Genomic DNA, 23,467 nt, shown 5'->3' with positions numbered 1-23,467 from the left:
CCGGTCCGGGGCGTCGCGCGTTCCGGGGGCCGGTCCGGACGCCCGGGCGGGCCGCGTGCGGCTCAGGCGCCGACCGGGCCGGGCTGCGGGGCCGGCTGCGGGTCCGGGATGCCGGCGGTGGCCGCCTCACGGGCCGCCGCGACGATGTCGGAGGTACGGAGGGCGTGGGCCAGGGCGGTCAGGGGCCGGCGGCCCAGGCGGTACGGCTGCGGTATCGCGGCCGGCCCCGGCCCGGATCCGCGGGCGGCGGCGGCCTTGAGGCGGCTCGCGGCCGCCAGGACGGCCGCGTCCGCGACCGTGGCGGCATGCGCCTCGCTCATGCCCCGGCCCAGGGCGGCCTCGTACGCGGCGCCGTGCACCCGGGGGTCGAACCAGCCGGCCAGCGCCAGGATGCCGTCGTCGATGACCGACTCGCGGTGGATCAGCCGGATCCCCACCGGTGACCACCAGGCCAGGGGGACGGTCCGGCCCTGCGTCGCGGCGAACCCGCGCAGCGCCTTCCACAGCGGGCGCAGCCGGCGGTACTGGCTCAGGGCCAGCCACGTCGCCGACCCGCCGACCAGCGGCACGACGAATCCGGCACCGAGCAGCAGCCCGGCGGCCCCGGCCAGGGGCGGCGCCACGTCCGTGGACAGGTACACCAGGTCGTGGCCGGTCCAGCGGGCCACGACCGAGGCCCACTTGGCGGCCAGGTAGGCCAGGTCCATCAGCCCGGCGACGACGATCAGAGCCAGTCCCGTGCGCAGCGGGCGCATGGCCCGGTCCGCACACGTCAGCCACTTGCCGCACAGCCAGGTCAGCGCCGAGGTGCCCAGGGTGTGCGCCAGGAGGAAGCAGACGATCATCTCGCGGATCCAGGGCGTCGTCGCGTAGTACGTGTCCAGGTCCTGGAGCCGTTCCACCGGCGCGTCGCCGACCACGAACAGGACGACGATGGCCGCGGTCGCCGCGCCGAACAGGGCCGTGGTCAGCCGGGTGGCCCGGCGCACGGCCGCGGGCGGCCCGCCGCGCCACTGCAGGACCAGGACGACGCACAGCCCGGAGAACACCGTGCACAGGCCGAACACCAGGGGCGCGGAGAAGTTGACCACGCCGGTGTGGCGGTTGACGGCGGCGATGGTCGAAGGCGATGCGAGGAAGTTGATGGGTGCCCCGACGGCGAGGAGCGCGCACGCCGTCCGGTTCAGCGGCCGGTCCCGGTCCCCGCGCAGCTTCGGCAGCTTGATCAGCAGCGCCAGGACCATCAGGGACGCGGGCAGGAGCGGCAGGAGCCTGCCGCTCATCGGGCCTGTCCGACGGCGTCGGCGGGACCGACCGGGTCCGCCGACGGGCCGGTGGAGGCGGGCGCGCCCGCGGGGGTGCCGGTGCCGGGCGTCGCGTTGGGCGTCGTACCGGGCGTCGTGTCGGGCGTCCTGCCGGGCGCCCGGTCGAGCCCGGCGACGGCCCGCTCGGCGGAGGTGAGCGGCGGCGCCTTCAGCGCGCCCTGGTCCGAGGCGCGCAGGACGTGCCAGACCACCGACGGGTGGAGCCAGTGGGTGGGTGCCGTGCTCATGGTGAGGACCTTGAACAGGGCGGCGGTGAGCGCCTCGTCGGTGGTGGCTCCCGTCATCAGCCTGCTGACGTACCCGTTGAGCAGGCCGGCGCCGGCGCGCGGCTTCATCCCGGTGGCCCCCGGGTACAGGATGTCCTGCGACGTGGCGAGCTCCCAGGCGGTGCTGACCTGGGGCGCGATGACGCGCTGCGCCTCACGGCCGATCCCCGGGTGCTCCAGGCCCTTCGCCCGCAGCAGGGTGCGTACGGCCAGCAGGCCCTGGGCCGCGACGGTCATGCCCTGGCCGTAGAGCGGGTTGAAGGTGGCGACGGAGTCACCGACGGCGAAGAAGCCGTCGGGCAGCTCGGCCTTCTCGAAGTAGATCCGGCGGTTGGCGGTGCCCTTCGTGACGGCGACGTCCGTCAGGGGCTTGCGGCCCTCCAGGAGCTCACCGACGATCGGGTCGCGGACGGCCTTGGCGAACGGGATGAACGCGTCGGGGTCGTCGGTCGGCCGGCCGCCGCGGGTCCCGGAGAGGGTGGCCTGCCACTGGCCGTTCTCGATGGGCACGATCGTGGCCGTCTGGCCCGGGACGGGCACCCGGGGGTCCGACTGGACGTTGACGATGGGGAAGCCCATCTCGTGGGCCCCGGCCGGGGCTTCGAAGATCCTCGTCGCGTAGACGAGGCCCGAGTCGACCTCGGCCTGCCGGATCCCGGTGACGCCGAGGGCCTGGAGCCAGATCCGGGCGCGCGAGCCGCGGCCGCTCGCGTCGACCACGAGGTCGGCGGCCAGCAGCCGGCCCTCTTCGTCCGGGGTGTCGACCAGGACGCCGGTGACCCGGGAGGCCGTGCCCTCCAGGGCGCGTACCCGGCTGCGCTGGAGCGTGGTGACGCCCTTCAGGGCGGTCACCCGGGCGCGGACGACCGAGTCGAGGAGGTCCCGGCTGCAGGAGATGTTGAACTGCTTCTCCCCGCAGCGCGGGATCCATCCCTGGGCGGTCATGGTGACCAGGTCGGTGGGCAGGCTGCGGCGGATGGCCCCCGCCTTCGTCCAGTCGTCGGTGATGCCGGGCAGGATCCGCTCGATGGCCCGGGCACCGCCCGACCACAGGAGGTGGGTGTGCCGGGCCTGCGGGAGTCCACGGCGCGGGGCCGGACCCTCGGGCAGCGGGTCGGCGTCGATGACGGTGACCGTGGCGTGCTCGGCGAGGACGGCGGCCGCGAGGAGGCCGGCCAGACTGCCGCCTATGACGACGGCGTGGCGGGGCGGGGTGGACTGGTTCATCGTGGCGTGCTCTCTGTCAGGGCCGTGCTGAGGGCATCGGCGTGAGGGATGCGGCGGCCGGCTGCTCCGGGTCACGGCGTGGCACGGGGCTTCCCCAACCGAGTGAGGACTTGATGCGCTCGATGGCTTCGGGGAGCTGCTGCTCCCGGGGCGACGGCAGGTACGGGCGCAGGGTGTTGCCGAGGTGCAGGCCGAAGGTCTCGGCCCGGATCTCCGCCGGATCCCCCTGGTCGGCGCGCGCGGCGGCCTGCCGGACCACCGCCTCCAGCCCGGAGCCGGAGGACAGCAGTTCGGCGAGGCGGCCGGGGTGTCCCGCCAGCCGGGCGGCCGCCAGCATGCCCGGACCGACGCTGTCGGAGGTCCCCTCGTCCAGGTGCCACAGCTCGTGGCACGCGATGACGAGCTGGTGTTCGGGCCGGGTGTGCTGCTCGACGACGATCAGGTCGACGTCGTCGAGTTCCAGCCACAGCCCGCTGGCGGTGTCGGGAGGAAAGGAGGTGAAGTGGACGTCAACCTTCCGCTCCCCGCCCCGCCGGTCGGCGTATGCGGCGCACAGTGCCCCGATGATCTCCCCGGCATCGGCCGGCGGCGTCAGGCGCGCGCCCGCCAGCAGTTCGGCGGCCAGCTCGCGCATGGCCCGTGTGGTCCTCATGGTGTTTCTCCCTCGGTGCCGGCGCCCTCGGCCGGCGTCCCGCCCTGCGTGCCCGGAACCCCGAGCTGCCCCTCGCGCGCGAGGAGGTCGTCCAAGTGGTCGGCCAGCGACTTCCAGCCCTGGGGCGACAGCCGCCCGGCCCGCGTGACGATGCTGCGTACGTCGTGCGCCCGCAGCACCGCCAGCATCGGGTTCTCCCGGTCCCGCACCGCGGACTCCAACTCGCCCTCGACCAGGGCGAGGGCGCTGGAGAGCGCCTCGGAGTCGTCGGCCAGCAGGAAGCCGCCCTCGACGCCGTAGAAACGCTGGATCCCGGCGGCCGCGGCGAGGTTCGGCAGGCCCTCGCCCTGGGCGAGACGGGTCAGCGACTGCCCCGACGCGTCGAAGGACTTCGCGATGGCCGCCAGCGAGTGGGGCTGGCCGTCCTCCCGTAGGCGGGTGCGGCGCAGGTGCTCGAACCGCAGGTGCACCTGCTCCTTGAGCGGGAGCCGCGGCGGGCGGCCGTCCAGGGTGAGCCGGATGGCCTGCGGGGTCATGCCGGTGAGGTACGACAGGTGCTCCAGATCGTTCCGGCCGTCCGGGACGGTGGTGGCGGACAGGGCGAGGGCCCGTTCCACCGCGCTCTTGCTGTCGGCCAGGAGGAAACCGGCGTGGACGCCGAAGAACCGCTGCACGCCCGCCGCGTGACCCATCCGGGGCAGCCCGGTACCGGCGTTGAGCGGCCCGAGAGAGGCTCCCGGGGCGTCGAAGTCGTCGGCGATGGCGGCCAGCGGCCACTCCCGGCCGTGCTTGTCGGGCCGGGTCGCGCGCAGCCGCAGGAACCGCTGGTGCACCCGTCGCTCCAGCGGCGCCTCCACGGCGGTGCCCGCCACCACCTGCGGTATGCGCCCGGGTTCGACCCCGGACAGATGGCTCAGCCGCTCCACCGCCAGCACCTCGGCCGGATCCTGCCCGTGCTCCTGCGCCAGCGCCCAGGTACGACGCCAGATCGCGGCGAGATCGGGTCGGGCGGCGGCTCGCACCGGCGGATTCTCCATATGTCGACAAGGCGTTCGAGTGATTCGGGCTCGATGAAGCCTAGCCTCCCGCCCCTGGCCGAACCAGGGGAACCCCAACGTTTCCTGCCGTACACCTCAAAAAGGGTTGGGATCCACCGGCTGCCGGAGCGGACGACAAGCTCCGCGCGGACAGCAGGTCTTGGCCGCCGGCATCGGCCCATGACCTCACACCAGGCGGATGCCGCGTAGATCCCCGCGGCCGCCGAGAGCCACCGCGCCCGCCGCCGAGGAAGAGCCCGCGTCAGGTCCGGACCGGTCCGCTTCCACCCGGGACCCGTACCTGGGCGAGACCGAACGGGCCCGCGCGGCGCTGCAGGACCACCCCTGACGGCGCGGGTGCCCGTTACCTGGGAGGTAATCGACCCGTTCCGCGGACTCCGGCACGGTGGACGCATCGGGTTCCGGGGCCGCGCACTCGGTCCCGGGATCCGTGTCCTGCCCGGCCGTTCGACCTCGATGGAGGCTGATTCCCATGTCCGCGACCCCGCTCGCCGGCTTCGCCCGCAATCGCGCCCCGCAGACCGCGCTGCGCCGCTTCCTCGCCCTCGACTCCGTCGTCACCACCGCCAACGGGCTCGCGTACGCCGCCTTCTCCGCCCCGCTCGGCCGGCTGCTCGGGGTCGGGCAGGGACTGGTGCTGGGACTCGGGATCCTGCTCGCCGTCTACGGGGCCGGCGTCGGATGGCTCGCCTCGCGGCGGCAGCCGCCCGTTCTTCCCGTGAAGCTCGTCATCGAGACGAACTACGCCTGGGCCGTGCTGAGTCTGGCCTCGCTCGCGCTCTGGTTCGAGCCCACCACCGCCGGTCTGCTGTGGATCCCGGTGCAGGCCCTCACCGTGGCCGGCTTCGCCGTGCTCCAGCAGTTCGCCCTGCGCGCGGGCTCAGCCGCCCAGTGAGCGCAGGTACTTCACCGTCGCCGGGTCGGCCGGGAGCATCGTCTCGATGGCCAGCTCGGCGACGGTCACGTCCATCGGCGTGTTGAAGGTGGCGATGGACGAGACGAAGGACAGCAGGTGCCCGTCGTGCTCGATGACCAGCGGCAGCGCGATGGGCGCGGTGGGCTCCTCCGGGACGCCGTCGCCGCCCGGGCGCTCGGCGACCGGATAGGCCGCCACCTCCTCGTACAGGGCGCGCAGCGGCTCGGAGCGGGCCAGCGCGATCTGCCGCTCCATCTGCGCCAGCAGGTGCCCGCGCCACTCCTTGAGGTTGTGGATCCGCGGGGCCAGGCCCTCGGGGTGCAAGGTGATCCGCATGGCGTTCAGCGGCGGAGTCAGCAGGTGCTCCGGTAGCCCGTCCAGCAGCATGGCGATGCCCTGGTTGGCGGCGACGACGTCGTACACGGCGTTCACGACCAGGGCCGGGTAGGGCTCGTACCCGGCCAGCAGGCGGGCGATGCCCTCGCGCAGCGTCTCCATCGCCGGGTCGTCCAGTGCGGTGTGCGCGTACCGCGGGGCGTAACCCGCCGCGAGCAGCAGGGAGTTGCGCTCGCGCATCGGTACGTCGAGATGGTCGGCGAGCCGCAGTACCATCTCCTCGCTCGGCCGCGACCGGCCCGTTTCGATGAAGCTGATGTGCCGGGACGAGGAGTCGGCGCGGCCCGCCAGCTCCAGCTGGCTGATGCCGCGCCGCTCCCGCCAGGCGCGCAACAGGGTGCCCACACTCGTCGTCGTCATGTGCACGACGTTAGCCGAGGCGGGTCAGCCCAGGTCGAAGACGTTCCGCAGGCCGAGACGGTAGCGCCACCGGTCGTGCCGCTTGGCGGCCTCCAGCTCCGGCGCCCGGTACATCGGGTGGACCGTGCACCGCGCGGCATCGGACCCGTCCCGGTCCAGAAGGGAGTTGACGGCCGCTCGCGCCGACGCGTTGGCCCCCTCCATCGTGGCGAGGTCGATGTCGACGGCCACGTAGTCCCCGCTGAGGAAGAAGTTCGGGACGCGGGTGCCCGCGGTCGGCCGGTTGTACAGCGTGCCGACCGGGTGGATCAGCAGCTCGTCCTGGTTGGTGGGGTGCGGGGTGCCGAGCCCGTCCACGCCCGGGTCCAGGAACCACGAGTGCAGCGTGGAGTCGGTCAGCAGGGCCCTCCCGGTGTCGTTGAGGGACGCCTTCAGCTGCGCCCAGACCTCGCGCGCCACCTCCTCGCGCGTGCACTGCTTGGCCGTCTTCCCGTACAGGATCCCCGGCTTGTCCCATTCCGAGATGTCCACCGACAGGCAGTCGACCGCCGCTCCGTCGCCGTAGTCGGCCGGGAAGTCCCGGGACGGCCAGTGCTCGGCCTGCTGGATCGCCGTCAACGACCATGGAGAGTCGATGCAGTTGAGGTGGCCGTGCACCAGCTCGGCCCGTTCGGTGAGATAGAACTGGATGCCGGTCATCCAGTCCGTCTCCAGCCGGTCGCAGCGTCCCAGCATCGGATCGGCGGCCCGCAGCGCCGCGCTCCAGGTGCGGCGGGCGTGCTCGACGGGCAGCGCGCTGATGTAGTGGTCGGCGGTGACGGTCTGCCGGGCGCCGTCCGGCCCCTCGACGCCGACACCGCTCACCCGGCCGTCCGCGTACCGCACCTCCCGTACGGTCCAGCCGATCCTGAACTCCACGCCCAGGGAGCGCAGATGGGCCTCCCAGGGGTCGATCCAGGCCTCGTTCGTCGGCAGGTCGAGGATCCGGTCGGGCGGGCCGTCCGCCCCGCGCCCCAGCACGTTGAAGACGAAGGCCTCGCCGAGGGTGCCGACCGTACGGGTGGAGGCCTCCTCGGCCTTGGTCGCCACGATGTTGCGGGTGATGCCGACGGCGAGGATGCGCCGGTACTCGTTCGACATCCGCTCCGCGCGCACGAAGTCCCACCACGGCGTCCGCTCCCAGACCTCCTCGCGCCGCTCGTCGCAGCTGGTGAGGAACACCAGCACGCGGTCGACGAAGTACGCCGTCTCGTGCGGAGGGAGCCGGAGCAGTGTCTGCAGGATGCCGGCGAGGGCGCGCCGGATCTCCTCGGGCGTCAGCCCGGCGGGGGAGTGCCCGGGCCAGGGGATGGGCCCGCGCAGGTCCTCGCGCCCGGCCGCCCGGGCGAACATCATCTCGCGCGGGGCGACGAGGTTGTCCCACACCCCGGCCGCGTTCCCGGGGAAGGGGATGCGCCGCATGGTGTCGGGCAGGTTGTGATAGATGCCCGGGATGAAGCGGAAGCCGTGCTCGGCGGGCAGCGGCCTGCGTCCGCCGCGGGCGCTGCCGGGCACATCCATGCTGCGCGCCTTGCCGCCGAGGGCCCGGCGCTCGTACACGGTCACGGCGTAGCCGCGCTCGGCCAGTTCGTGCGCCGCCGTCAGGCCCGCCACCCCGCCGCCGAGCACCGCGACGCGCCGTGCGCCGGGCGCGGATCCGGCCCCGGCGGCCGCCGCGGGCGCGGCCCCGGCTCCGGTCAGAGCCACCCCTGCGGCGGCCGCCGCGCCCGCGCCCGCGATGAACGTACGCCGTGAACTTCCTGTGCCCGCCATGGCGAATGCCCTCTCGTTACCGCTGGTAACAGCCTGTTCGGCGCAGGAGCATATGGGGGGCGCGACGGACCTGGAAGGCGTAGAAGCACCCGAGCGCACTATGGCGCGAAAGGATTGTTCCACCGTGCACTGTGGGAACCTTGACTACACGTCACGGGGAAAAGGAGCCGGTGCATGCCGAGTGAGCCGCTGTCACAGAAGGAGATCGAGGACCGGTTGCGGGAGCTCCCCGGCTGGGCCTTCGAGGACGACCGGATCTTCCGCACCTACCGGCTGGGCGGCCACTTCGCCGCCAGCGCCCTCGTCGCCCATATCGCCAGCGTCCAGGAGGAGTTGAACCACCACTCCGACCTGACCCTGGGCTACAACACGGTCCGGCTCTCCGTGAACAGCCACGACGCCGGCGGTGTGGTGACGGAGAACGACTTCGCCCTCGCCGAACGCGTCGAAGCCCTCGCCCCCGCCCACGGCGCGAGCTGATGACCACGCACATACCGTCCGTGAGATCCCTGCTCGACTACGACGCGGAGGCCGAGGCCTACGACGCCACCCGCGGCGGTGTCCCGCGCGCAGAGGCGGCGGCCGCCGCCGTCCTCGGGCTGCTCCCCGACCACGCGCAGACCCTCCTCGACCTCGGCTGCGGCACCGGCATCGTCACCAGCCGGATGAGGCGCCCCGCCCTGCGGGTCCTGGGCGCGGACGCCTCCCACGGCATGGCCGCGATCGCGGCGCGGCGCGGCATCCCGGTGACCCTCGCCGACGCGGCCCGGCTGCCGGTCCGGTCGGCGTCCCTGGACGCGGTGAGCGCGGTGTGGCTGCTGCACCTGCTGCGCGAGCCGGGCCTGGTGCCCGCGGTGATCGCCGAGGCCGCCCGGGTGCTGCGGCCCGGCGGGGTCTTCCTCGCCACCGTGGACAAGGACTCGGCCCACGACGTCGGCAGCGACATCGACGCCGTCTTCGCCGCGCACCTGACCCCGACCCCCTCGGACGCCTCCGGGGAGGTCGAGGCCTATGCGGCCCGGGCCGGCCTGCTCGCGGTCGGCGAGGCCCGCTTCACCGGCCACGGCCAGGGGCGCACCCCGCGCGGCTCGGCCCAGTCCCTGCTCGCGGGCCGCTACGCCTCCCGCATCGTCCCGCGCGGCATCACCGCGCGGGAACTGGCGGCCCGGCTGGAGCTGCTGCCGGACCAGGACGTCCCGCGCGCGGAGCCGACGTACCGCATACGGAGCTTCGTACGCGTCTGACGCGCGGGAAGGGCCGCCCGGCGGCGGAGCCGGCTCCCCGCGGTCCGCTCAGACGTCGAACTCGGCCGGGTCCGGCCCGATCCGGCGGCCCGCCGCGCCCGCGCCGAGGGCGTCCAGCGCGGCCGTCTCGGCGGCGTCCAGCTCGAAGCCGAAGACGTCCAGGTTCTCCCGGATGCGGGCGGGGGTCACCGACTTCGGGATCACGACGTTCCCGTGCTGGAGGTGCCAGCGCAGCACCACCTGGGCGGCGCTGCGGCCGTGCGTGGCGGCGATCGAGGTGACGGCCGGCAGCGTGAGGAGTTCCTTGCCCTGGCCCAGCGGCGACCAGGCCTCGGTGACGATCCCGCGCGCGGCGTGCTCGGCGCGCAGTGCGGCCTGCGGGTGCAGCGGGTGCAGCTCGACCTGGTTGACGGCCGGCACCAGGGCGCTCTCGGCGGCGATCCGGTCCAGGTCCGCCGGGCGGAAGTTCGACACGCCGACCGCCTTGGCGCGGCCGCTCGCCGCGATCTCCTCGAAGGTCTTCCAGATGGCGACGAAGTCGTCGCGCATCGGACGCGGCCAGTGGATCAGGTACAGGTCGACGTGGTCCAGGCGCAGCTTGGCGAGGGAGTCGTCGAAGGCGCGCAGCACCTGGTCCCGGCCCCAGGTCTGCTTCGGGCCGTTCCACAGCTTGGTGGTGACGAACAGCTCCTCGCGCGGCAGTCCGGAGGCGGCGACGGCCTTGCCCGTACCCCGCTCGTTGCCGTAGATGGCGGCCGTGTCGATGCTGCGGTAACCGGCCTCCAGGGCGGTCCCGACGGCGCGCTCCGCCTCCGCGTCCGGCACCTGCCAGACGCCGTAGCCGAGCTGGGGCATGAGCGTGCCGTTGTTGAGCTTGATGGCGGGGACCTGGTTCACGTCTGGTCGTTCCCTCACGTCGGTGCGGTGGTGGTGGAGCGTCGTACGAGGGGCCACAACCGGCCACTCACGCGGCGTATTCCCGCCATCGGCCGCATGTGCGCCCTCACGCGGTCCCCAGGTACGCCTCCCGCACCAACGGGTTCGCCCGCACCTCGGCCGCGGTGCCCTCGGCCAGCACCGTCCCGAGGTCCAGCACGACGACCCGCGCGCACAGCTCCATCACGAAGGCCACGTTGTGCTCGACCAGCAGCACCGCGCAGCCCTCCCGCTCCGCCAGCCGCCGCACGACCTCCGCGAGCCGGTCCCGCTCGGGCGCGGACATGCCCGACGCGGGTTCGTCCAGCAGCAGCACCCGCGGCGGATCGGCCACCGCCCGGGCCAGTTCCACCATCCGGGCCTGCCCGACGGGCAGCCCGCCGGCGTACGAGGCCCCGAGCGCGCCGATCCCGCAGCCGGCCAGCACCCGCTCGCCGCGGGCCCGGCGCTCGCGCTCCCGGGCCCGCCGGGCCGGCAGGGCCAGGAGATCGGCCGCCGGGCCGCCCCCGCCGCCCCGCCACTCCTGCGCCACCAGCACGTTGTCGGCCACGCTGAGCTGACCGAACAGCTGCTGCCGCTGGAAGGTCCGGCGTATCCCGTGCCGGGCCCGCCAGACGGGGGAGCGGCGGGTGACGTCCGCCCCGTCCAGCAGCAGCCGCCCCCGGTCGGGGCGGCGGATCCCGGACAGCACGTCGAACAGCGTGGTCTTGCCGGCGCCGTTCGGCCCGATCAGCCCGCACACCTCGCCCGCGCGGACCCCGAGATCCACCCCGGTCAGCGCCCGGACGCCGCCGAAGCGCACACCGACCCCGCGGGCCTCCAGTACGTACCCGCCCTCGCTCATGTCCCCATCCCCAGGTAGGCCTCGGTGAGCCGGTCCGCCTCCACCTCGGCCCGGGGGCCGCACCAGGAGACCCGGCCCTGGGAGAGGTAGGCCACGGTGTCGGCGATCCCGAGGATCCCGGCCGCCTTCTCCTCCACCAGGAGCAGCGCCGTCCCGGCGTCGCGCAGTTCGGTGAGCAGGGCGTACACCTCCTCCGCCACGCGCGGGGCGAGCCCGAGCGAGGGTTCGTCGGCGATCAGCACCGCGGGCGGCCGCTGGAGCAGCGGAGCCAGGGCCAGCATCTGCTGCTCCCCGCCCGAGAGCGCCCCGGCGGGGATCCCGCGCCGCTCGGCCAGCCGCGGGAAGCGCGCGTAGACGGCCGCCCGGGCGTCGGCGTCCTTGAGGTACAGGGCCAGGTTTTCCTCGATGGTCAGCGCGGGGAAGATCCCGCGCCCTTCGGGAGCGAGCAGCACCCCGGCCCGCGACCGGCGGACGGGCCCGTCACCGGTGGCGTCCCGTCCGTGGATGCGCACCTCCCCGCCGGTGACGGGCAGCAGCCCGGCCGCGACCTTGCACGTGGTGCTCTTCCCGGCCCCGTTGGGCCCGAGCACCGCGAGGATCTCGCCCGCGCGGACGGCCAGATCCACCCCGTGCAGCACGAGCCCTCCGTCGTACCCGGCGGTGACCCCGCGCAGCTCCAGGGAGATACCAGCCTCGCCGGCGTTCGAGCCGCGGGGGTCCGGGGGCGGAGCCCCCGAGGGGTCCGGGGCGCAGCCCCGGGAAGCGGCGGCCCGCTTGAGCGCCAGCCGTACCGGGACGGCCGCGCAGTACCCGTCGGGGTCGTTGGCCAGGGCCAGCCCCGCCAGGCCGAACAGGATCACCGGCAGATGCGCCGACTCCGTCACGTAGTCCGCCAGCACCCGCGGGGCGACGGCGAACACCAGCCCCGCCACCACCGCGTACTGCGGCCTGCGCACCCCCGCCGCCACGACCACCGCCAGCCACACCAGCCCGGTCATCGCCGTGAAGTCCGTCGCCGTGATCCGGGTGTTGTACGAGGCGTACAGCACGCCCCCGAACCCGGCCAGGCCCGCCGACAGCGTGAACAGCAGCAGTTTCGTGCGCAGTACGGAGACCCCCGAGGCGACCGCCGCGGCCGGGGCCGACCGGACCGCCAGCATCGCGCGCCCCGACGGGGAGTTCCGCAGCGCGGTCAGCGCGGCCGCCACCAGCGCGACCAGGACCACCAGGGCCACCCCCAGCGCCCGGTCGTCGGAGAGGTCCACCGGCCCGATCACCGGACGGGGGACCGGCCACCCGGCGTCGCCGTTGCGCAGCCACCGAAGCTGGAAGAGCACCTGATCGGCGAGGAAGGCCAGCGCCAGCGTGGCAAGGGCCAGGGACCTGCCCCCCAGCCGCAGCGCCGGGAGCGCGACGAGCGCCCCCAGCAGCGCCGCCGCGCACGTGCCCACCGCCAGCGCGGCCACGAAGGGCCAGCCCCGGCTCATGAGCAGCCCCGCCACGAGCGCGGCGCCGGTCACGAAGGTGCCCTGTGCCAGCGACACCATCGCCCCGAGCCCCGTCACGACCGTGAAGGACATGAACACGAGCGCGATGGCCAGCCCCTGTGCCAGCAGCCCGCTCCAGAAGGGGGTGGTGACGGTGTAGAGCGCCACGCACAGCGCCGCCGCGCCCGCGGCCCACACCCCCCACCGCCGCCCCCACGACGCCCCGGCCAGATGGTCGACCGGCGGCGCGTCCACGGCCGCGACCCCCGCCGTCCGCGCCGTGCGGGTCAGCACCAGCAGCCCGCCGAACAGGATCAGGAAGGGTACGGCCGTCCGGAAGCCGGTGACGGACTCGGCGAAGGACGCGTACCCGGCCACCAGGTTCTGCAGCACGCCGAGCCCGAGCCCGCCCGCGAAGGCGAGCGGCACGGACGCGAACCGTCCGATGACCGCCGCCGTGGCCGACACGAACAGGAACAGGGTGAAGTCGTGCGCCGACAGCCCCAGCAGCGGTGTCGCCAGCACTCCCGCCAGCCCGGCGAGCCCCGACGCGATCATCCAGGCCGCCGACGACAGCCGGTCGGCACTGATGCCGCGCAGCTCGGTCAGCGAACGGTTGTCGACGGCGGCCCGCAGGTGCAGCCCCAGCCGGGTGTGCCGCAGCAGGACCCACAGGGCCACCGCCACCAGCGCGGTGACCACCCAGGTGATCAGCTGGTCGGAGTCGATGCCGACGCCCTCGGTGAGCTGCCAGGACCTCGAGGGACTGGGTCCCACGCCCGGCAGCCCGAACTGGTTCTCCGCCGGCCTCACCGGCGCGCCCGCGTCCGCCAGCAGGTCCACCGCCCACAGTCCGGCGGCCGGCAGGGCCACCAGCAGCCCGATGGTGGCCACGATCTGCGCGGTCTCGCCGACCCGGGCGAGCCGCCGGAACATCAGCCGGTCCAGCCCCCAGCCGAGACCGGGGGCGAGGACGCACACCACCAGCAGGGCGGCCGGGACGGCGGGCCAGCCCAGCCCGGAGTGCAGCTCGTAGAAGGTGAGCGCGCACAGGTAGGCGGTGGCCCCGTGCGCGAAGTTGAACAGTCCGGAAGCCGAGTACGAGAGCACGAGCCCGGTGGCGAGCAGTGCGTACAGGGCGCCGGAGACCAGACCGCTCAGTACGAAGACGAGCAGATCCCCCATGCCGCCGCCCTACTTGAAGGGGACGGGTTCGTAGCACTTGAACGGTACGGAGACCTCGTACGCGCCGTTCCTCAGCTGGACGAGCGCTCCGCAGCCGAAGCTGTCCTTCTGCCCCTTGGGCTCCGCGCGGTCGCCGACGAGCGTGCCGGTGTCGGAGAAGCCCTGCGCGGCGGCCTGGAAGGACTCGACGGTCAGGTCCTTGCCGGCCTTCCGCGCGATGGAGAGGAAGAGGTCGGCCGACATGTACCCGGTGAGCATGTGCATGCTGAGCGGCACGTCCTGGCCGCCCGAGGCCGCCTTGATGTCGGCCTTGAACTGCGCCATCTTCGGATCGGCCGACTCGAAGGGCTGGAACTGCAGCAGCACGTGCACCCCGTCGAGGGCCTGCTTGGTGGCCTCCTTGGCGAGCAGTCCGGGGTCGTAGTCGGTCGGGTCGGAGAGCAGCCCCTGGTAGCCGCTGCGCTTGAGCGCGGTGAACAGCCCGATGTTGTTCGGGGTCTGCATGACGGAGACGACGGCGTCCGGGGCCTTGCCGTCGCTGCCGGAGAGGATCTCCTTCACGTACGCGGACCAGTCGCTCGGGACGGCGGTGGCGGGCACGGAGGCCTTGGCGTAGGAGACCGTGAACCCGGCGCCGGCGAAGCCCTGCTGAAAGGTCCGGATGCCGAACTTGCCGGCGTCGCTGTCGTTGGCGATGATCGCGACCGACTTGCCCCGGGCCCCGCCGAGGATCTGGCCGATGCCCTCGGGCCAGGTCTGGTTGAGGGTGCCGCCTGGGGTGGGGACCAGGCAGCCGTTGAAGCCGTAGATGTGCCGGGGTCCGCAGAAGGAGGGCAGGGTGCCCCAGCCGAAGGTGGGGACCTTCTCCTGCTCCAGGAAGTCGGCGCCGGAGAAGGTCACCGAGCTCATGGGGGAGACGGCGAAGACCTTGTCCTGCTGGACGAGTTTGCGGGCGGCCGCCAGGTTCTTGGCGGGGTCCTGGCCGTCATCCTCCGCGCCGAGGTAGTCGATCTTGCGTCCGTTGACCCCGCCCTCGGCGTTGGCCCGCAGGTAGCGGGCCTTGGCGCCGAGGTCGGTGTCCTTCTTGCTGTAGCCGCTGGCGCTGGTCATCGACACGATCCCGCCGACCTTGATCGAGTCGTCGCTCACGCCGCGGGCGTTGCCCGGCGCGTCGCCGGGTTTTCCGGGGGAGGTGCCGTTGGTGGAGGCGGAGTTGCAGGCGGAGACGAGCGCGAGGGCCGCCGCCGCGGCGGCCAGGGTGCGGATCGGGCGCAACATGTCGGGGATCCCCTCCGGTCGGAATCCCCGCATTCTGGGCTGGACCTGACGGATCGTCAATATTGCCGACGACTCAAAATGACGAACCGTCAGATGTGTGCCGCGCTTGCCGGTGAACCACCCGGACCTGCCGGGACGCCCCGCGGCCGGACCCGGCTCAGGAGGAGTACAGCGCCGCGACCTCCTTCGCGTACGCCTTCTCGATCGCCCGGCGCTTGAGCTTCAGCGAGGGCGTCAGGAGCCCCCGCTCCTCCGTGAACTGCTCGCCCAGCACCCGGAAGGTGCGGATCGCCTCCGCCTGTGAGACCAGGGTGTTCGCGGCCACCACCGCCCGGCGGACCTCCGCCGTCAGCTCCGGGTCGCCCACCAGCTCCGCCGCCGGCAACTGCGGCCGGCCGCGCATCGACAGCCAGTGCGCTATCCCGTCCATGTCCAGGGTGAGCAGCGCCGCGATGTACGGCCGGTCGTTGCCCACCAGCACGCACTGCGACACCAGCGGATGCGAACGCACCCGCTCCTCCAGCGCGGCGGGCGCCACGCTCTTGCCGTTGGAGGTCACCAGGATGTCCTTCTTGCGCCCGGTGATGGTCAGGTACCCGTCCGCGTCCAGCCGCCCCAGATCCCCGGTGGCCAGCCAGCCGTCCCGCAGGACCGCCTCCGTGGCGCGGGGGTCGTTCAGATAGCCGGAGAAGATGTGACGGCCGTGCAGCCAGACCTCCCCGTCGTCCGCGATGTGCACCGTACTGCCCGGGATCGGCCGCCCCACCGTGCCGTACTTGGTCGCCCCCGGCGGGTTCGCGGTGGCCGCCGCGCACGACTCGGTCAGCCCGTACCCCTCGAACACCGTGATGCCGGCCCCGTCGAGGAACAGCCCCAGGCGGCGCGACATCGCCGACCCGCCCGACATGGCGTGCCGCACCCGGCCGCCCATCGCCTCCCGGACCTTCCCGTAGACGAGCCGGTCGAAGAACTGGTGCTCCACGCGCAGCGCGGCCGACGGCCCCGGCCCGGTGCCGAAGGCCCTGCGCTCGCGCGCCTCCGCGTACCGCACGGCCGTCTCCACCGCCCGGTCGAAGGGACCCGTACGCCCCTCCGCCTCCGCCTTGCGGCGGGCGCCCGCGAAGATCTTCTCGAAGACGTACGGTACGCCCAGCACGAAGGTCGGCCGGAACGCGGCGAGATCCGGCAGCAACTCGGCCGCCGCCAGCACGGGTTGGTGGCCCAGCTTGACCCGCGCCCGGACGGCGGCCACCTCCACCATCCGCCCGAACACGTGCGCCAGTGGCAGGAAGAGCAGCGTGGACGGCTGCTCGCCCTGCCGGGCCTGGAAGACCGACTCCCAGCGGCTGACCAGGGTGTCGCTCTCGTACATGAAGTTCGCGTGCGTGAGCACGCACCCCTTCGGCCGGCCCGTGGTGCCGGAGGTGTAGATGACGGTGGCGGTCGCGTCGGGCGTCACCGCACCCCGGTGGCGGTGTACCACGTCCTCGGCGACCCCGCGCCCGTCGGCGACGAGCTCGTCCACCGCCCCGGCGTCGAGCTGCCACAGCCGGCGCAGGTGCGGGAGCCGGTCGATGACCGACCCCACGGTCATGGCCTGGTCCTCGTCCTCGACCACGCAGGCCGTGCAGTCGGTGTCGAAGAGGATCCAGTGCACCTGATCGGCCGAGGACGTCGGATACACCGGGACGGGCTGGGCGCCGATCGCCCACAGGGCGAAGTCGAACAGGGTCCACTCGTACCGGGTACGGGACATGACGGCGACCCGGTCCCCGAAGCGCACCCCCTGGGCCAGCAGCCCCCGGGCGAGCGCGAGCACCTCGTCGGCCAGCTCCCGGGACGTCACGTCCTGCCAGACCCCGTCGGCTTTCCGGCCGAGCACCACCCGGTCCGGCTCGTCGCGGGCGTGCTGGAAGACGATGTCGGCCAGGCCGCCGACGGGTGAGCCCGTGACGACGGGTGGGACGGTGATCTCGCGCAAGGCCCCGCTCCTCTCCGCGCGCCGCGGTGAACGTACCTCATGGTGATCAGGGGGTGACAGGCCTCGGGATACCTCCACAAGACCTCCCCAGTGATCACGGTGTTCACGCCGTTGACGTGCGACTGAGCCGGTCCGCGCCGGAGAGCACGGCCGCGGCCAGCGCCTCGACCGCGGCCGACGGGCGCGGCCCGCGGAGCAGAGCGAACTCCACCGGCCCGAGTTCCGGCAGCCCGCCGACCCGCACCAGCCCCGGCGGGATCAGCCCCCGTGCGTGCGCCATCACGCCGAGCCCCGCCCGGGCCGCCGCGACCAGACCGCTCAGGCTGCCGCTCGTACACGCGATCCGCCACGCCCGCCCCTCCCGCTCCAGCACCTCCAGCGCCCGGGCCCGGGTGATGCCCGGCGGCGGGAAGACGATCAGCGGAACAGGACGCTCCGGGTCCACCCGCAGCCCCTCCGCGCCGATCCACACCATCCGGTCCCGCCGGACGAGACGGCCCCGCTCGTCCCCGGGCCCCCGCCGCTTCGCCAGCACCAGGTCCAGCCGCCCCGCGTCCAGCCGCTCGTGCAGCGTCCCGGAGAGCTCCACCGACAGCTCCAGCTCCACCTCGGGGTGCTCGTGCCGGAACCCTTCGAGGATCTCCGGCAGCCGCGTGAGCACGAAGTCCTCGGAGGCCCCGAACCGCAACCGCCCGCGCAGCCGCGTCCCCGCGAAGAAGGCCGCCGCCCGCTCGTTCGCCTCCAGGATCGTCCGCGCGAAGCCGAGCAGTGCCTCGCCGTCCTCAGTCAGCCCCACGCTGTGCGTGTCCCGGACGAACAGCGGCCGCCCCGTCGCCTCCTCCAGCCGCCGCACGTGCTGGCTGACCGTGGACTGCCCCACCCCGAGCCGCCCCGCGGCCTGCGTGAAGCTCAGCGTCTGGGCCACCGTGAGGAAGGTGCGCAGCTGGACAGGGTCGTACATACCGCCCACGCTAGCGCTGCTCATCACGGAACGCGATGGCAGTGAGTGCGGTGTGCGGGTTTCCCGATGAACAGCCACCGCCGACCATGGGAGGGAGCACCCCGCCCCGACAGCAAGTGAGCACCCCCGCATGCGCCGCCCGCACCTCCCCGCCCGGCTGCCCCTGGACCCGTACATCCTGGCCCTGCTCGGCACCGTGGGCCTCGCCGCCCTCCTTCCCGCCCGCGGCCCGGCCGCCACCGCCGCCGACAGCGCCTCCACCGCGGCCGTGGCCCTGCTCTTCTTCCTCTACGGCGCCCGGCTGTCCACCCGCGAGGCCCTCGACGGTCTGCGCCACTGGCGGCTCCACCTCACCGTGCTCGCCGCCACCTTCGTCCTCTTCCCGCTCCTCGGCCTCGCCGCCCGCGGCCTCGTCCCCGGCGTGCTCACCGCCCCGCTCTACGGCGGCCTGCTCTTCCTCTGCCTGGTCCCCTCGACCGTGCAGTCCTCCATCGCCTTCACCTCGATCGCCCGCGGCAACGTCCCCGCCGCGATCTGCGCCGGCTCCTTCTCCAGCCTGGCCGGCATCGTCGTCACCCCGCTCCTCGCCGCCGCACTGCTCGGCGGCGACGCGGGCGGCTTCTCCCCCGACTCCCTCCTGAAGATCACCCTCCAGCTCCTGCTGCCCTTCCTCCTCGGACAGGCCCTGCGCCCCTGGGCCGGCGGCTTCCTCGTCCGCCACAAGCAGGTCCTCGGCTACGTCGACCGCGGCTCGATCCTGCTCGTCGTCTACGCCGCCTTCAGCGCGGGCGTGGTCGCGGGCATCTGGCACCAGGTGAGCCTCCCGCGGCTCGCCGCCCTGCTCCTCGTGGAAGCCGTACTCCTCGCCGCCATGCTCCTCCTCACCTGGCACGGCGCGGCCCGCCTCGGCTTCGGCCGCGCCGACCGCATCGCCATCCAGTTCGCCGGGTCCAAGAAGAGCCTCGCCGCCGGACTCCCCATGGCCAGCGTGCTGTTCGGGGCCCACGCCGCCCTCGCCGTGCTCCCGCTGATGCTCTTTCACCAGATGCAGCTGATGGTCTGCGCCGTCATCGCCCGGCGCCGCGCCCGGGACCCGCTGCCCGAACTCGCCGCCGACCGTGTGGCGGACGTCTCGCCCGCGCCTGGGCGGCCCGCGCCCCATGCCCGCTAACGTTCGGTGGTGACCTGGATACGCCCGCTCGGCGCCCACGCCGAACGCCCCTGCACCCTGGTGGTCTGCCGCGGCTGCTGCTGCGGTGACCCCCGCAAGAACCCCGGCTCCGACCACGCCGGCCAGCTCGCCCGGCTGCGCGAGGCCGCCGCCGCGTCCGGCGGCCGCCTGGCGGTCCGTACGAGCGAGTGCCTCGGCCCGTGCGCCCAGGCCAACGTCATCGTGGTCCAGCCCACCACCGAGGCCCGCCGCCGCGGCGCCCGCGCCACCTGGTTCGGCTGGGCCCTGGACGACACCGCGACCGACGAGATCATCGCCTGGGCCGAATCCGGCGGCCCGGGCACCACCCCGGTCCCGCCCACCCTGGACCTCCACCGCATCGACCCCCCGGCTCCGAAGCCGGCCAAGTCCGCCGCCCGCCGGGGCCGCGGAGCCTGATCCCGGGCGGTTCGCGGGAGTCGCGCGAACCGGCCACGCCGGCCGGGCCGGACCGGTAACGTCACGACCAGTTGTTGCCGACGGGCCGACTCGCTCGCGCCTGCTCGGCGTCTCTCGGGGTGCGTGCGTGGGGGTACGAATGCCGGACGTCAACGGATCAGCGGCGGACACTGCGGGGAGCAGGGACGGGGGCACGGAGGCGGCCCGGGCGATGGACGCCGTCGAACTGATCGACCAGGTCGTGCAGGTGCTTTCACAGGCCCAGGAACTGGAGCTTTCCTGGAGCGGGCACGTGGACGGCGAAGCGGGAGCCGTGGCCGCCATGCGCCAGGAGTGGGAGGCCGTGCGCGGCGGGGAGCTCCGCATGTCGGTGGTCGCCCCCATGAAGGCCGGGAAGTCCACGCTGGTCAACGCCATCGTCGGCTACGAACTCCTGCCCGCCCGCGCGGCGGCGATGACCACGCTCCCCACGCGGATCGTGCTCGACCGCCGCCTGACCGAGACGGAACTCGCCGAGCAGGGCGCCGACGCGTTCCGGCCCGTGCTCGACCTGCGCGAGCAGGACGCGGTGCGGTTCGACATGCTCGTGAAGGCGATCCGCAACCACGTGGCCCCGTCCCAGGCCGAGCAGGAACAGGCCCGGTACCCGCACCTCGCCCCCCTCATCGAGGACATCCTCGCCGAGCGGTTACCCCCGACGCGGTCCCGCTACGAGGGGCGCGTCGAGGTCCAGGATGCGCTGACACTGCTCAACGACCTGATGCGGCTGGCCGGCCGGGTCCTGCCCGCGGGGTGGCGGGTCGCCCTCTCGGACGTCCCCGTCGTGCACACGCCCTACTGGGCGCCCGCCGCGGGCGACGAAGACGGTCCGGGGCGCCTGGTCGTCGTGGACACGCCCGGCCCGGACGAGCACGACCTGTCGGAGATGCTCGGGAACATCGTCAGCAAGCAGCTCAGCGAGAGCCACATCGTGCTGGTCGTCCTCGACTACACGAAGATGGGCGGACAGTCCGACGCCCGGATCCGCCAGCTGATGGAGCCCCTGCTCGACGTCATCGGCCCCGACAAGCTCTTCGCGGTGGTCAACAAGATCGACCAGAAGCGCCACGAGACGGACCTCGGCAACGAAGGCATCGTGCGGTCGGTCACCGCCAACCTCGGACTGTCCGATGCCGCCGCCGGGGAACGCATCTACACCACATCGGCCGAATGGGCGCTCGCCTCCGTCCGGACCCTGACCTCCCTCAAGGCCGCGCAGCACGGCTTCCTCCCCGCCTCCGACGAGTCCTCCGCCCGGCTGCTCAAGCTCGTGTACCCGATGGACTGGCAGGAGGAACTGGAGGACATCGGGACCGGAAGGCTGACCCGGGTGGCCCAGCGGGCCTGGGAGTTCAGCCAGATCGACGCGTTCCTCGCCTCCGCCGTCGCCCACCTGCGCCGCAGCGCCCTGCGCCTCGCCATCGAGGCAGCCCTCACCAAGGCCGTCTCCGAACTCGCCGATCTGGAGATCGCCACCACGTCGCGCCGGGACCTGATCGGCCGCAGGTCCCAGGACCTCGCGCGGGCGGTGGGGCAGATCTCCGACGAGATCGCCGAGATCGCCGGATTCCGCGGCCAGGTCACCGAACCCGCGAAACTGGCCGAGCGCCTCGCCGCCGACATGCGCAAGCAGCTGCACAGCGCCCGGGAGCAAGGGGACAAGGTCGTCAAGAAGTTCCGCAGCGACCTGAGGGCGGCCGCTCGCTCCGAAAGCACGGGACTGATCGACCGGGCCCTGAAAACCGTCTTCCGCAAGGACGAGGACGCCCTGGAGTTCACCAGCGCCGAGGACGCCGGGGACTACATCCGCGTCCGGACCGTGGAGCCGAAGGCACGCCTGGACACCATCCTGGAGCGCAGCCGCAAGCACATCGAGTTGTCCGTCGGAGCCTCCGCACAGCGTCTGGTGCAGCGGGAGAGCGAGCTCGTACGGCCCGTCGTGGAGCGGGCCGCGGCCCGGGTCAAGGACGAGTTCGACCTCACCTTCACGGTGCCCGAACTGGACCTGCAGGGTTCCGTGGTGGCGGAGACCCCCATAGCCCCGGAGGCGGAAACGCGGCACACCACCGTCGAGGTGGAACGCGAGATCTACGGCCGGTCCTGGCGGACCTTGTGGATGTGGCGCACGACCTACCTCAAGACCGTCGACGAGGTGACCGAGGAGCACGCGTACGTCGTCGCGGTGGACGCCCTCGCCGACAGCCTCCAGAAGTCCTTCCACACCTGCGTCCACGAGATCGAGGAGGCCCTGAGCGGCCACGTCCGGGACATGGTCACCGTGCAGGTCGACCACTACTACGACGGGGTCGAGGCCTTCCTCCAGCGGTACCGGGGGATCCTCCAGCAGTCCGCCGAGGACAACGAGCTCGAAGAGCTGATGCAGAACGAGCTGCGGGAGAACCTCAACGTCTTCCTGACCACGGTCCGGGACCTCCGGGCCGAGGTGGAGCACGTCCGTGCCGTCTAGCAGGACCCCGAGCAGGACCCGTCCCACACCGGCCCCCCTGCCGCAGTCGCTGTGCCGGATGCTCAGCGGGCTCAGCGCCGCCGCCGTACGCGCCCTCGGCACCCAGGACCGCCGACGGCCGGCGCTGCCCGAACCGACCGCGGGAGGACTGGCGGCCCTGCTGCCCGAACTGTCCGAGGCGCCTTCCGGGCGCCTCGACTACCGGGTCCCCCTCATCGCCCCGATGAAAGCAGGCAAGTCCACCCTGCTCAACGCGATCGTCTGCCAGGAACTGCTGCCCTCGCGCGGCCCTGCGATGACGGTCCTGCCCACACGTGTCGTCCCCGTCGCCCACCACGCCGTGCCCGGGCCGGTCCTCACCCTCGCGCCCGAAACCGCCGCCCGCCTCGACGGCCTCGCCGACCGGCTCCGCGCCCCCGGGCGGCGCGCGGCGGTGGCCGCGGCGGTGAACCGCCATCCCCAGCTCGTCTCCGCCGCCCTGGCCCGGCCCGGCCCGCCGGGCACCGGCGATCGGGGGCACGAGGGAACCGCCACCGTCCGCCGGGCCCTCGCCGGCCTGAACGACCTGCTGCGGCTCGCGCTCCTGGCACTCCCCGAGGAGGTCGCGCTGCGCGAAGTGCTCGCCCTGCACGCCCCCGAGGCCGTCGTTCCCGTGCCGTGGCTGGCCTCGGCCCCCGAGGGCGGCCGGCTGGTCCTCGTCGACACCCCCGGCCCCGACGAGGAGCTGCTGCCCGGCGTCCTCAACCACTTCGTGGCGCGCGAGGTCCGCCACGCCCACGAGGTCCTCGTGGTCCGTGACGCGACGCGCCGCGGCAGCACGGCCGAGGCGTGCGTCGACCGGCTCCTCGCCGAAGCGGCCCCCGGCACCGGAGCGGTACCCGCCTTCACCGTGCTGAACAGGGCGGACCTGATACCCGCCGAGCAGGTCGCACAGGTGTCCGGCCCCGCGCCCGCCGCCGCCGACGGCGCGCCCGGCCGTACCGGCCGGACCGCCGCCCGTCAGGCGCTCGCCGCGGCATCCGTGCTGTGGCCGCGGGCGGACAGCGGGCACGGCGAGAACGCGCAGCAGGCCGCGGTCATCGAGCTCCTGCGGGGCCTCTTCCCCCTCGACTGGGAGGACCGGGTGGACACCATGCTCGCCCGCCACGCCCACGCGGTCGCCCAACGGGCCTGGGACCGCTCCGGCATGCCCTCGGTGATGACCTCGTTCGTCCACGACCGGGGCCGTGCCCCGGGCGGATGGGCGCTGGCCCGGCTGCTGGCCCGGCTCGCCCCGCTCACGGGTCCGCCCCCGCCGCTGCGGCGGGCCGCCGCCCCCCGGACACCCCTGGACGACCTCGCGGTCCTGGCCGACCGCCGCCAACGCGTGGCGGACGCCGCCCGAAGCCACTTCGCCGGCCTGGCGATCGAATGGAGGTGACAGC

General features: G+C 73.6%; 20 protein-coding genes. 8 read left to right on the top strand and 12 right to left on the bottom strand.

The window, feature by feature from the left end:
• Positions 1-62: 62 nt before the first annotated feature.
• Genes Sspor_RS10575 through Sspor_RS10560 form a run of 4 tightly spaced genes read right to left on the bottom strand, consistent with a single transcriptional unit; the run spans position 63 to position 4,492 of the window.
• The gene (locus Sspor_RS10575) at positions 63-1,283 is read right to left on the bottom strand and encodes an MAB_1171c family putative transporter (RefSeq protein WP_202198824.1); all 1,221 of its coding nucleotides are present in this window, start codon (positions 1,281-1,283) and stop codon (positions 63-65) included.
• Complete coding sequence (locus Sspor_RS10570) at positions 1,280-2,818, bottom strand: NAD(P)/FAD-dependent oxidoreductase (RefSeq protein WP_202198823.1); 1,539 nt, start codon at positions 2,816-2,818, stop codon at positions 1,280-1,282. Before Sspor_RS10570 ends, Sspor_RS10575 begins: the two co-directional genes overlap by 4 nt.
• 16 nt (positions 2,819-2,834) lie before the next feature.
• Positions 2,835-3,470 carry a toxin-antitoxin system, toxin component gene (locus Sspor_RS10565; RefSeq protein ID WP_202198822.1) on the bottom strand — a complete coding sequence of 212 codons (636 nt, stop codon included), beginning with the start codon at positions 3,468-3,470 and terminating at the stop codon, positions 2,835-2,837.
• Complete coding sequence (locus tag Sspor_RS10560; RefSeq protein ID WP_202198821.1) at positions 3,467-4,492, bottom strand: hypothetical protein; 1,026 nt, start codon at positions 4,490-4,492, stop codon at positions 3,467-3,469. The genes Sspor_RS10565 and Sspor_RS10560 overlap by 4 nt, the downstream gene beginning before the upstream one ends.
• A 214-nt stretch (positions 4,493-4,706) precedes the next feature.
• On the opposite strand from Sspor_RS10560, the gene Sspor_RS10555 reads away from it, so the two are divergent.
• Both Sspor_RS10555 and Sspor_RS10550 read left to right on the top strand, forming a co-directional pair.
• Positions 4,707-4,856 (top strand): hypothetical protein, encoded by a 150-nt coding sequence (locus Sspor_RS10555; RefSeq protein ID WP_202198820.1) that lies wholly within the window; start codon positions 4,707-4,709, stop codon positions 4,854-4,856.
• Between the two features lie 144 nt (positions 4,857-5,000).
• Positions 5,001-5,423 carry a hypothetical protein gene (locus Sspor_RS10550; RefSeq protein ID WP_202198819.1) on the top strand — a complete coding sequence of 141 codons (423 nt, stop codon included), beginning with the start codon at positions 5,001-5,003 and terminating at the stop codon, positions 5,421-5,423.
• Here the strand turns inward: Sspor_RS10550 and Sspor_RS10545 are convergent.
• A complete protein-coding gene (locus Sspor_RS10545) occupies positions 5,409-6,200 on the bottom strand; it encodes a helix-turn-helix domain-containing protein (protein ID WP_202198818.1) in 792 nt (263 codons plus the stop codon). The genes Sspor_RS10550 and Sspor_RS10545 overlap by 15 nt on opposite strands.
• Positions 6,201-6,224: 24 nt before the next feature.
• Positions 6,225-8,012 (bottom strand): hydroxysqualene dehydroxylase, encoded by a 1,788-nt coding sequence (locus tag Sspor_RS10540; protein WP_202198817.1) that lies wholly within the window; start codon positions 8,010-8,012, stop codon positions 6,225-6,227.
• A gap of 174 nt (positions 8,013-8,186) precedes the next feature.
• Here Sspor_RS10540 and Sspor_RS10535 point away from each other — a divergent pair, with 174 nt between their 5' ends.
• Together Sspor_RS10535 and Sspor_RS10530 are read left to right on the top strand one after the other, a co-directional pair.
• Positions 8,187-8,492: a 4a-hydroxytetrahydrobiopterin dehydratase gene (locus Sspor_RS10535; protein ID WP_202198816.1), complete on the top strand. Its 306-nt coding sequence runs from the start codon at positions 8,187-8,189 to the stop codon at positions 8,490-8,492.
• On the top strand, positions 8,492-9,256 hold the full coding sequence (locus tag Sspor_RS10530) for a class I SAM-dependent methyltransferase (protein ID WP_237403797.1): 765 nt from the start codon (positions 8,492-8,494) through the stop codon (positions 9,254-9,256). The genes Sspor_RS10535 and Sspor_RS10530 overlap by 1 nt, the downstream gene beginning before the upstream one ends.
• Positions 9,257-9,304: 48 nt before the next feature.
• On the opposite strand, the gene Sspor_RS10525 is transcribed toward Sspor_RS10530, so the two are convergent.
• The 6 genes from Sspor_RS10525 to Sspor_RS10500 all read right to left on the bottom strand — a co-directional run bounded on the left by Sspor_RS10525 (position 9,305) and on the right by Sspor_RS10500 (position 17,928).
• Complete coding sequence (locus tag Sspor_RS10525) at positions 9,305-10,153, bottom strand: aldo/keto reductase (protein ID WP_202198815.1); 849 nt, start codon at positions 10,151-10,153, stop codon at positions 9,305-9,307.
• A gap of 106 nt (positions 10,154-10,259) precedes the next feature.
• Positions 10,260-11,036 carry an ABC transporter ATP-binding protein gene (locus Sspor_RS10520; protein WP_202198814.1) on the bottom strand — a complete coding sequence of 259 codons (777 nt, stop codon included), beginning with the start codon at positions 11,034-11,036 and terminating at the stop codon, positions 10,260-10,262.
• Complete coding sequence (locus tag Sspor_RS10515; RefSeq protein ID WP_202198813.1) at positions 11,033-13,708, bottom strand: ABC transporter permease subunit; 2,676 nt, start codon at positions 13,706-13,708, stop codon at positions 11,033-11,035. Before Sspor_RS10515 ends, Sspor_RS10520 begins: the two co-directional genes overlap by 4 nt.
• Positions 13,709-13,717: 9 nt before the next feature.
• The gene (locus tag Sspor_RS10510) at positions 13,718-14,986 is read right to left on the bottom strand and encodes an ABC transporter substrate-binding protein (RefSeq protein WP_202198812.1); all 1,269 of its coding nucleotides are present in this window, start codon (positions 14,984-14,986) and stop codon (positions 13,718-13,720) included.
• A 157-nt stretch (positions 14,987-15,143) separates the two neighbouring features.
• Complete coding sequence (locus Sspor_RS10505; protein WP_202198811.1) at positions 15,144-16,967, bottom strand: AMP-dependent synthetase/ligase; 1,824 nt, start codon at positions 16,965-16,967, stop codon at positions 15,144-15,146.
• A gap of 103 nt (positions 16,968-17,070) precedes the next feature.
• Entirely contained in the window at positions 17,071-17,928 is an 858-nt protein-coding gene (locus Sspor_RS10500; RefSeq protein WP_202198810.1) for a LysR substrate-binding domain-containing protein, read from the bottom strand.
• Positions 17,929-18,058: 130 nt separating this feature from the next.
• Between Sspor_RS10500 and Sspor_RS10495 the strand changes: the two genes are divergently transcribed.
• The 4 genes from Sspor_RS10495 to Sspor_RS10480 all read left to right on the top strand — a co-directional run bounded on the left by Sspor_RS10495 (position 18,059) and on the right by Sspor_RS10480 (position 23,463).
• Positions 18,059-19,099, top strand: coding sequence for a bile acid:sodium symporter family protein (locus Sspor_RS10495; RefSeq protein WP_202198809.1), 1,041 nt, complete (start codon positions 18,059-18,061; stop codon positions 19,097-19,099).
• 9 nt (positions 19,100-19,108) lie between these two features.
• Complete coding sequence (locus Sspor_RS10490) at positions 19,109-19,537, top strand: (2Fe-2S) ferredoxin domain-containing protein (RefSeq protein ID WP_202198808.1); 429 nt, start codon at positions 19,109-19,111, stop codon at positions 19,535-19,537.
• Positions 19,538-19,748: 211 nt separating this feature from the next.
• Positions 19,749-22,043 carry a dynamin family protein gene (locus Sspor_RS10485; RefSeq protein ID WP_202198807.1) on the top strand — a complete coding sequence of 765 codons (2,295 nt, stop codon included), beginning with the start codon at positions 19,749-19,751 and terminating at the stop codon, positions 22,041-22,043.
• Entirely contained in the window at positions 22,033-23,463 is a 1,431-nt protein-coding gene (locus tag Sspor_RS10480; protein WP_202198806.1) for a P-loop NTPase family protein, read from the top strand. Before Sspor_RS10485 ends, Sspor_RS10480 begins: the two co-directional genes overlap by 11 nt.
• The last annotated feature ends 4 nt before the right edge of the window (positions 23,464-23,467 follow it).

The sequence above is a fragment of the Streptomyces spororaveus genome (assembly GCF_016755875.1).
Lineage (GTDB): Bacteria > Actinomycetota > Actinomycetes > Streptomycetales > Streptomycetaceae > Streptomyces > Streptomyces spororaveus.
This window is presented reverse-complemented; position numbering and strand designations above follow the sequence as displayed.

What these genes read in the sequence shown, in the direction of transcription:
- Sspor_RS10540 (WP_202198817.1), bottom strand. Translation starts at nt 8,012, where the DNA reads ATGGCGGGCACAGGAAGTTCACGGCGTACGTTCATCGCGGGCGCGGGC.
- Sspor_RS10550 (WP_202198819.1), top strand. Translation starts at nt 5,001, where the DNA reads ATGTCCGCGACCCCGCTCGCCGGCTTCGCCCGCAATCGCGCCCCGCAG.
- Sspor_RS10545 (WP_202198818.1), bottom strand. Translation starts at nt 6,200, where the DNA reads ATGACGACGACGAGTGTGGGCACCCTGTTGCGCGCCTGGCGGGAGCGG.
- Sspor_RS10530 (WP_237403797.1), top strand. Translation starts at nt 8,492, where the DNA reads ATGACCACGCACATACCGTCCGTGAGATCCCTGCTCGACTACGACGCG.
- Sspor_RS10510 (WP_202198812.1), bottom strand. Translation starts at nt 14,986, where the DNA reads ATGTTGCGCCCGATCCGCACCCTGGCCGCCGCGGCGGCGGCCCTCGCG.
- Sspor_RS10575 (WP_202198824.1), bottom strand. Translation starts at nt 1,283, where the DNA reads ATGAGCGGCAGGCTCCTGCCGCTCCTGCCCGCGTCCCTGATGGTCCTG.
- Sspor_RS10535 (WP_202198816.1), top strand. Translation starts at nt 8,187, where the DNA reads ATGCCGAGTGAGCCGCTGTCACAGAAGGAGATCGAGGACCGGTTGCGG.
- Sspor_RS10520 (WP_202198814.1), bottom strand. Translation starts at nt 11,036, where the DNA reads ATGAGCGAGGGCGGGTACGTACTGGAGGCCCGCGGGGTCGGTGTGCGC.
- Sspor_RS10495 (WP_202198809.1), top strand. Translation starts at nt 18,059, where the DNA reads ATGCGCCGCCCGCACCTCCCCGCCCGGCTGCCCCTGGACCCGTACATC.
- Sspor_RS10555 (WP_202198820.1), top strand. Translation starts at nt 4,707, where the DNA reads ATGCCGCGTAGATCCCCGCGGCCGCCGAGAGCCACCGCGCCCGCCGCC.
- Sspor_RS10570 (WP_202198823.1), bottom strand. Translation starts at nt 2,818, where the DNA reads ATGAACCAGTCCACCCCGCCCCGCCACGCCGTCGTCATAGGCGGCAGT.
- Sspor_RS10515 (WP_202198813.1), bottom strand. Translation starts at nt 13,708, where the DNA reads ATGGGGGATCTGCTCGTCTTCGTACTGAGCGGTCTGGTCTCCGGCGCC.
- Sspor_RS10565 (WP_202198822.1), bottom strand. Translation starts at nt 3,470, where the DNA reads ATGAGGACCACACGGGCCATGCGCGAGCTGGCCGCCGAACTGCTGGCG.
- Sspor_RS10500 (WP_202198810.1), bottom strand. Translation starts at nt 17,928, where the DNA reads ATGTACGACCCTGTCCAGCTGCGCACCTTCCTCACGGTGGCCCAGACG.
- Sspor_RS10485 (WP_202198807.1), top strand. Translation starts at nt 19,749, where the DNA reads ATGGACGCCGTCGAACTGATCGACCAGGTCGTGCAGGTGCTTTCACAG.